At 35.6% G+C, this 8196-nt stretch carries 7 protein-coding genes and 1 other annotated feature; of the genes, 6 read left to right on the plus strand and 1 reads right to left on the minus strand.

The features are described from left to right. Positions 1-143 precede the first annotated feature (143 nt). Positions 144-728, minus strand: a complete 585-nt coding sequence (locus B1B04_RS25050) for a DJ-1/PfpI family protein (protein ID WP_079564443.1) — start codon at positions 726-728, stop codon at positions 144-146. A 141-nt stretch (positions 729-869) separates the two neighbouring features. On the opposite strand from B1B04_RS25050, the gene B1B04_RS25055 reads away from it, so the two are divergent. The 6 genes from B1B04_RS25055 to B1B04_RS25080 all read left to right on the plus strand — a co-directional run bounded on the left by B1B04_RS25055 (position 870) and on the right by B1B04_RS25080 (position 7990). Continuing rightward, positions 870-1313 carry an Lrp/AsnC family transcriptional regulator gene (locus tag B1B04_RS25055; protein ID WP_079564446.1) on the plus strand — a complete coding sequence of 148 codons (444 nt, stop codon included), beginning with the start codon at positions 870-872 and terminating at the stop codon, positions 1311-1313. A 176-nt stretch (positions 1314-1489) separates the two neighbouring features. Further along, positions 1490-2149: a hypothetical protein gene (locus tag B1B04_RS25060; RefSeq protein WP_240518395.1), complete on the plus strand. Its 660-nt coding sequence runs from the start codon at positions 1490-1492 to the stop codon at positions 2147-2149. Between the two features lie 26 nt (positions 2150-2175). Then, on the plus strand, positions 2176-3027 hold the full coding sequence (locus tag B1B04_RS25065; RefSeq protein WP_240518396.1) for a DUF2785 domain-containing protein: 852 nt from the start codon (positions 2176-2178) through the stop codon (positions 3025-3027). 81 nt (positions 3028-3108) lie between these two features. After that, positions 3109-3348 (plus strand) — a binding site (T-box leader). 59 nt (positions 3349-3407) lie between these two features. Further along, positions 3408-6497, plus strand: a complete 3090-nt coding sequence (gene ileS, locus B1B04_RS25070; protein ID WP_079564448.1) for an isoleucine--tRNA ligase — start codon at positions 3408-3410, stop codon at positions 6495-6497. Positions 6498-6849: 352 nt separating this feature from the next. Continuing rightward, a complete protein-coding gene (locus tag B1B04_RS25075) occupies positions 6850-7287 on the plus strand; it encodes a GNAT family N-acetyltransferase (RefSeq protein ID WP_079564451.1) in 438 nt (145 codons plus the stop codon). A gap of 166 nt (positions 7288-7453) precedes the next feature. Then, positions 7454-7990: a hypothetical protein gene (locus tag B1B04_RS25080; protein WP_079564454.1), complete on the plus strand. Its 537-nt coding sequence runs from the start codon at positions 7454-7456 to the stop codon at positions 7988-7990. Positions 7991-8196 lie beyond the last annotated feature (206 nt).

Genomic DNA, 8196 nt, shown 5'->3' on the forward strand with positions numbered 1-8196 from the left:
TTGTTTCTCGACAATTCAAGTATATATAAATCGGTGAATCTGTGCTTTTTTTATGCGTGGAATTGTGCGAATACCCCAAAAAATATTATAGAACCATTAAATGAAGCTGTCTCCAAGCGTTTCGTGAAGACAGCTTCATTAAATTAATTAAACCCCATTAAATCCTTGACCTTTTTTGTATTTTCCACTGTTGTCAACATTTCTAATAAGCTAAATGCAACATCGAATGCAGTGCCGGGATTGGAGGATGTAATAATATGTTCAGTTCGAACAACTCGTTCGTTGACGATGTCTGCACCATAGGATTGCAGCTGTGCTATTCGTTTACTTGTTGGGTGATTATAAGTTGTAGCTTTTCGATTATGAAGCACTCCGCTATGACCTAAAATGAGGGAAGCTACACAAATCGTCGCAATAGGTTTTTTGTGTTCATCGAAATGACGAACAACCGCCTGGAACTCCTCGCTAAAAGCATCCTCATAAAATCCAGCCTCTTCAAAGCCTCCAGGAATCGCAAGTGCATCAAAATCCTCTAATGATATTTCATGTAGCAATTTTTCAGGAGCTACGTTAAAATTCCATGTACATTGCAGCTGCTGATGTAATCCTACAGTCACGACCTCTGTAGTGCCGTCGCCCTCCCATTTATTCCAGCCAAGTACATCTGTAAAAACACTTGCTTCAACAGCCTCAAAACCATTTGCTAATAGTAATAATATGTTTTTCATGTTGTTAATGCCTCCTTTATACGTATAATTGTAATGAATAATGATATTCAATAACAGAATCTGTATAATGTAATTTAGAAGATTTGCTTTATAATGAAAGGAAATTCATTAAATCTAGTTTATAAAAAAAGGTGGATACTTATGGATCAAATAGATCATGAAATTTTACAGCAATTACAACGAAATGCAAAAATGTCGATGAAAGAATTAGCGGCTACGGTTCATTTATCTTCTCCGGCTGTTATTGAACGTGTAAGAAAACTGGAAGAGCAGGGGATTATTGAAGGTTACGGTGCTAGCGTTAATTTAAAAAGGATTAATCGCGACATTCAAGCCATTATTTTATTTAAATCCATTGATTGTAAAAGTCTTTCGGATTTTTGTAACGCACACCCCGATGTCCTTGAATGCTATCGTGTCGCGGGTGAAATCAGTTACATTGTAAAAATTGCAACCAATTCAGTAGAAACATTAGAGCAGTTTATTGACGACGCAATGCCTTATGGTACGCCTTCAACGAATATTGTGCTTTCTTCAACAAAAAAAGCGGTCATTGAGACTTCTTTTGATGAAAATTTAGACTAATGTTCCTACAACAATATCGATTGCAGATGTAGCAGGAGAAAAAGATGATTTTAAAATAAGAAGGCTAGACATTCAAAAATTCAAGAATGTCTAGCTTTTTATTAGCTGTTTTTTATATTTGGAATAAGGTACAATTATTGTAAGTATTTGAATTCTCGAAAAAAAGGTGCAGGGAAGTGAATAAATCATTGATAATTGCAATAATGGACAATGCATTAGCATTTATTCTATCTTCTCCACTCATACTTATCTATTTTAAAAGCGTTTCTCAGGAAAATTTAGCTTGGCGTTGGATTTTACCCTTTTGGTTTTTAAACCACAATATGATTAGATATTTTGTGTCTTTTGGTGATATCTTTTGGGTGGTGTTAATGTGGCAATTTCTTTTTATTTGGCCAATATGTATAGGTATATATTATTACTTATACAAAAAGGAATATAAATGGGAATTTTATATAGGGTTAAAGAAAAAGCATGTTATTTTTTTCGGAAGCTTAATCGTTTTATGCATTAGTTCACTAGGGATTTGTATGTATGATACAAACAAAAAAGTAATTGCCTTTCATGAACAAGTAATGAAGGAGTTTGAAGATAGCTCTGACCGTCCGCAATATTTGATACAAAATAGTGTTACGCCATCTACTCTGCTTTCTTTGTCCGAGCAAATTAATGAGGTCAGAAATGGAAAAGTGCGTGCGGCAACCTTCCCTTGGAAAAGCAAGGTAATTGTTGTAATGGACAACGACCAGCAGAAGGAGTTTACTTACGTTCGGTTTAATAAGGGATGGAAGCTTGATGGCATTTACCACGAAAGTAGTTTTGAGTATTTAGAATAAAAGCAACCGTGAAAAGGAGAGCAATAATGCGTATGTTAAAAAATAAAACCTTATTAAAGGAAAACGACTTAAAAGGAATTCTCAGAGAATTAAATAGTGGAGATAGAAGCTGGCAGCAAGAGGACCAAACTCAACTCATACAATCAATGATGATACATATCGGCTCATTAGATAGTGAACTACGAGATAACTTAATTTATGGATCGTTTTATGAATTGATCCGTGAAAAAAACTTACTAGAGCATTCACTTTTAACGGAGCTTTTAGAGGAATGCTTGAATAATTTATTATGTAAGGGTATAGAAGAGGGCGAATCAGATTTAGTTTTTACCCGTACATTTACGTCGCTATTGATTGCCCTAATATTATTTAGAGATAACGCAGACGATTTTTTATCCCAACAAAAAATCGCTGATTGTAAAGATAAAGTACTAGCTTATTTAGCAGTAGAAAAGGATGCAAGGGGCTACGTGCCGGAAAAAGGGTGGGCTCATAGTGTTGCCCATATGGCTGATGCAATCGATGAGTTGGTGAAAAATCCAAAATTAGATAAAGCTTTTTATAGTCAAATTGTAAACGCATTGTGGAACGCCATTTTGCAAGAAAATTATGCTTTCATTCATAATGAAGATGAGCGGATTTTAGTTCCTATTTTCACTATGCTTGAGAAAGGTCTAGAGGAGCATGAGATCATTAAGTTGCTGCAACAATTACCTGCTACTTTAAAAGTAAAAAAAGAACAGCTTGATGTACAGCATCACAGAATTTTAGTTTTTAACTGTAAATCCTTTGTGAAAAGCTTTTATATTATAACAAATGGGAAGCCTAAGTTCGCAGCTCTTCATAAAAGCATCGAAACATGTCTTGATGAATTATAGGAAAATTACTACCAATAGTAGTACTTTGAAATTATTGACAGACGAAAAATAGTCTGTTACGATGAGTGACAATAAAAGCATACAAATTCGTTGATGAGAAAGAGTAGTGTTTCATTTTGTTCTACAGAGAGCCGACATATTGGTGGAAGTCGGTGTGCAAGTGATACATGAAGATCCTCTCTGAGAAGATTAGCTGAACATAGTAAGCTGATTCGGGTGTCTACCGTTAAAAAGAACACGTATGATTGTACGTTGCTGAGTGCTATTGAACGTTACTTCAATAGAATTAGGGTGGTATTCGCGGTTAACCCCGTCCCTTACTTGGGACGGGGTTTTTTGTATGCCTTTTATACAAAATTAATTGTATAGGAGGAACTAATATGCAAGCAGAACAAAAGAAGGAAACTACAGTTGAACGAGAAACACGGATCCGAGCATTGTGGGAGCAAGAAGGCACGTTTGCAACATCCGTGACAAATCGTGTTGGACAACAGCCTTTTGTATTTTATGAAGGACCGCCAACAGCAAATGGTTTACCACACGTAGGTCACGCATTTGGTAGAACGATTAAAGATGTAGTAGCTCGTTATAAAACGATGCAAGGCTATTTAGTTGAACGTAAAGCTGGTTGGGATACACATGGCTTGCCTGTAGAGTTAGGCGTGGAAAAAAAGCTAGGCATCTCTGGCAAGCAAGAAATTGAGAAATATGGTGTTGAGGAATTTATTCAAGAGTGTAAGGGAAGTGTCTTTACTTATGAGAAGAAGTGGCGCTCCTTTACAGAGCAACTCGGTTATTGGATTGATATGGATGACCCTTATTTAACGCTAAGTAATGATTACATTGAGTCCGTATGGAATATTTTAAGCCATGTGCATAAGGAAAAACTTTTATACAGGGGGCATCGTGTTTCGCCATATTGCCCTAGCTGTCAAACATCATTAAGCTCTCATGAGGTTGCGCAAGGCTATAAGGATGTCAAAGATTTATCGGTAACGGCAATGTTTAAGTTGAAGGACAAAGATGAGTATTTTCTTGGCTGGACAACGACACCATGGACATTACCTGCTAATGTTGCCTTGGCGATGAATTCTAAGCTCGTGTATGTTCGAGTGAAGCAGCACGATAAAGTATATATCTTGGCAAAATCATTAGTGGAAAAGGTTTTTACTGAACCCGTTGAAATATTAAGTGAGCATAATGGGCATGAATTTGAAGGTGTATCGTACATTCCACCTTTTTCATACGTAACCGTTGATAAAGGTCATGTCGTTGTGCTGGCCGATTATGTCACAGAGCATAGTGGAACTGGAATTGTTCATATCGCGCCTGCATATGGGGAGGACGATTATAAAACGGTTCAGCAAAATGGCCTATCATTTGTTAATGTTGTTGATTTAAAAGGCTGTTATACAGAAGATGTTCCAGAGCTTGTCGGTAAATTTGTGAAAGAGTGTGATGTCGACATTATTAAAATGCTCGCTAAAGATGAGCTATTGTTTGATAAGGAAAAATATGAGCATAGCTATCCTCATTGCTGGCGCTGTGATTCACCTTTGCTTTACTACGCAACTGATAGTTGGTTTATCAACATGTCGACATTGAAAGATAAGCTTTTACAAAATAATGAACAAGTAACTTGGTATCCCGATCATATTAAACACGGTAGATTTGGAAACTTTTTAGAAAACTTAGTGGACTGGAATATTAGCCGAAATCGCTATTGGGGAACGCCACTCAATGTGTGGGTTTGTAAGGATTGTGGTCATGAAGAGGCACCAAATAGTATTGCAGCCTTAAAAATGTTATCGAAGAGTACTTTACAAGATATAGAGCTCCATAAGCCGTATATTGATGAGGTTATATGTTCTTGTCCAACATGTAATGGGGACATGGAACGCACACCTGAAGTGATTGATGTATGGTTTGATAGTGGTTCAATGCCATTTGCTCAGCATCATTATCCTTTTGGAAACCTCGATACGTTTAACAATCAATTCCCAGCTGATGTTGTCATTGAAGGTATCGACCAGACACGTGGATTTTTCTATAGTTTATTAGCCGTATCGACTTTATTTACAGGTAAAGCACCTTATAAAAATGTACTATCTTTAGGGCATGTTTTAGATGAGCATGGACAGAAAATGTCGAAAAGTAAAGGCAATGCATTAGAGCCAGTTGAACTAATTCAGCAGTACGGAGCAGACGCATTAAGATGGGCGTTTTTAGTTGACAGTTCTCCTTGGAATCCTAAACGCTTTTCAAAGAAAATTGTGATGGATGCAAAATCAAAACTAGTCGATACACTAGATAATACGTTCAAATTTTATCAGCTATATGCAGAAATAGATGGCTTCCAATACGATGCCAATAATACAGGTACTCGTACAAAATTAGATCATTGGATACTATCTCGATTACAACATACGATTCAGCTAGTGACAAAATCGATGGACGATTATCAATTTACACAAGCAACACGTGAAATTGGAAAGCTTGTGGAGGAGCTAAGTAACTGGTATATCCGTCGCTCACGAGCAAGATTTTGGGCTAACGGATTGTCAGAAGATAAGCATGGTGCCTACAGTACACTGTATGAGCTACTCACGACAATTTGTCAATTACTAGCGCCTTTCACGCCATTTATCGCAGAAGATTTATATCGACAATTATGCGGACAAAGCGTTCATTTGCAAAACTACCCAACATTCAATGAAGCGCTTGTGAATACGAAACTTGAAAAAGAGATGGGGAATATTTTAACAATAGTAGAACTTGGCCGTAGCATCCGTAATAGTCAAAGCATCAAAGTAAAGCAACCTTTAAGTGAAATGATTGTCTCAGTTGACGGTGAGCTAACGGATTATCAACCATATAGCGAGCTCGTGAAAGATGAATTAAACATAAAAGAATGCCTCTGGACAAATGATTTCTCTGCATATGAAACGGTTCATTATAAGCTTAATTTTAAAACAGCAGGTGCAGCATTTGGAGCAAAAGTGAACAGCGTAAAAGAGTACGTAGTGAATTTAAGTGATAAGGAGAAAACTAACTTACAACAAACAGGTTCAGTTGCATTAACGATTGATGGAGAACAACTAACATTGCTAAAAGCTCACGTATTAACTGAATCCATTGTAAAGGACCAATACATCTTAGCCGAAGAAGCTTCTTGTCGAGTCCTTTTGAATGTTCAGCTGACAACTAGTTTACTTGAGGAAGGGCAAATTAGGGAACTTATTCGCACAATCCAAGATACACGAAAAAAATGGCAACTTCCTGTTGAGCAATATATATCGATTTCGATTGCTGGAAGTGCCAAAGCAAAAACGATTATCCAGCAGCACGAAGCATTATTAAAGGCAAATGTGTTGTTACATGATATTCATTATGTGAGTGCCGACCATGTTGAACGGAATATAGAGACAGAAATGTTTGATGAAAAAGTTTCTGTTTATTTTATACTGTAAATTCTGTAATAATCGGGTATACAGAGGAAGTGATCAGGTAAGCTCAGCACAAGTATTTTATTAATAGTCAAAAATTAAAGTAATGCACTATAGATCATTATCACTATATACAATGTGTAACATTCGTTATTTTTAAGCTGAACTAATTTTGAAAGTAGTTCAGCTCTTATTTGTGTTTAAAGGTATAGTCTGAAAATATTAATAAAGTAAAGTATATGTGAATTTTTCTATACGTGATTCAAACTGTATAGTTTAGTACAAGGAGAATTCAAGTAAATAATAGCCTGTAGAGAGGAATTATTGGGATACTATGCTAAACTGATAAAAAGGAAATTAAGGACTGATTCAATTAATGGATATTAGAAAACCTAACGATTTGGAACTAAAAAAGGTAATATCTCTTTCTCCACAAGCCGTTTTTGATGGTACATTAGGTGAGGTAGAACCTACGAAAGAAAAAATTGACCAACTTGTTAAGCCACTTTTGGAAAAGGGAAGCTACTATTTAATAGCAAAAGAAAATGATAAATTAATTGGCTGGATTCTTATAGGGGCTAGTAAAGACCAATTTACGGATAGGATGAATGGATTTATCTACGAACTATTTGTTATAGAAGAATTTAGGGGGAATGGGATCTCCAAAATGTTAATGAGAGCAGGAATTGATCATCTAAAACAAGATGGATATTCAGAAATCCGTCTAAGTGCATTTGCGGGGAATCAAGCAATTAAACTGTATGAAAAATTGGGATTTAGCATTAGGACAGTTACTATGAGTTTGCAGTTATAAACAAACTAACTTATTTCATACGGGTGCTTTACTTCAAGATGGGATTCCTCAGGGATCCCATCTTTTTCATCTTCAACTAACGTCGCGGGTTAGTTGGATTAGATAAATCCTTTTATTACTAAATTAATGGTATTATAAGGGTGCTTGAATGCAAAGAGGTGAGATTATGGATGAACGAAAAAGACGAATGCAGCAAAAAATACAAGTTGTCAAACAAAAAAATCAGAGAACTAATCTAATGAATTTATTTCCAAAACATATTTCTAGTGTGATAGAAAAAAGCGAGTTGATTACGTCTCCAGAATTAGAAAGAATATTAAATAAAGTTCACGAGAAATGGAATTATGAATTACATAAAGTGGATTTTGCGATTAAATATCGTGATTTCAGAAAAGAATTTAGTTGGGAACATGAGGTTATTGACTATGTACAAAGAATTGATTTTGAAAATAAATTAGTGTACTTGTTTTTTGGGATAGGTGATTGTCCAATATTTATTGTTGACGGAAAGTGGGCATTAATGAACTTTAGCATTCTATGGGAACATATCAACAATTATCCTATATGGATTATTAGTCAAGATTTTAGCTTTGGCATTCTCGTTTCTCGTTATTTAGGATATTTAAAACACGATCCAAATCCAAAAGAAATATTTTACGCAATTACAAAATGGGATCAGGAATCAAAAGGCCTATTAAACTAAAGAAGTCTTTAATAAAAGATTAAAGAGTTGCATATGCAGCTCTTTTCTTACGATTAGTCAAGTATCTATAATAACTTTCTTAACTCTCTGATATTATTTTGATAAATTGGGCCATGCCGAATAAGCCTAGTGATTCTTCGATTTTTCATAAGGCTTTAGTATGTTAAACTGATGCTACGACTGTACTAGGGAGCCAACCTGTAGTC

Source organism: Lysinibacillus sp. KCTC 33748 (assembly GCF_002237755.1).
Classification (GTDB): Bacteria; Bacillota; Bacilli; order Bacillales_A; family Planococcaceae; genus Lysinibacillus.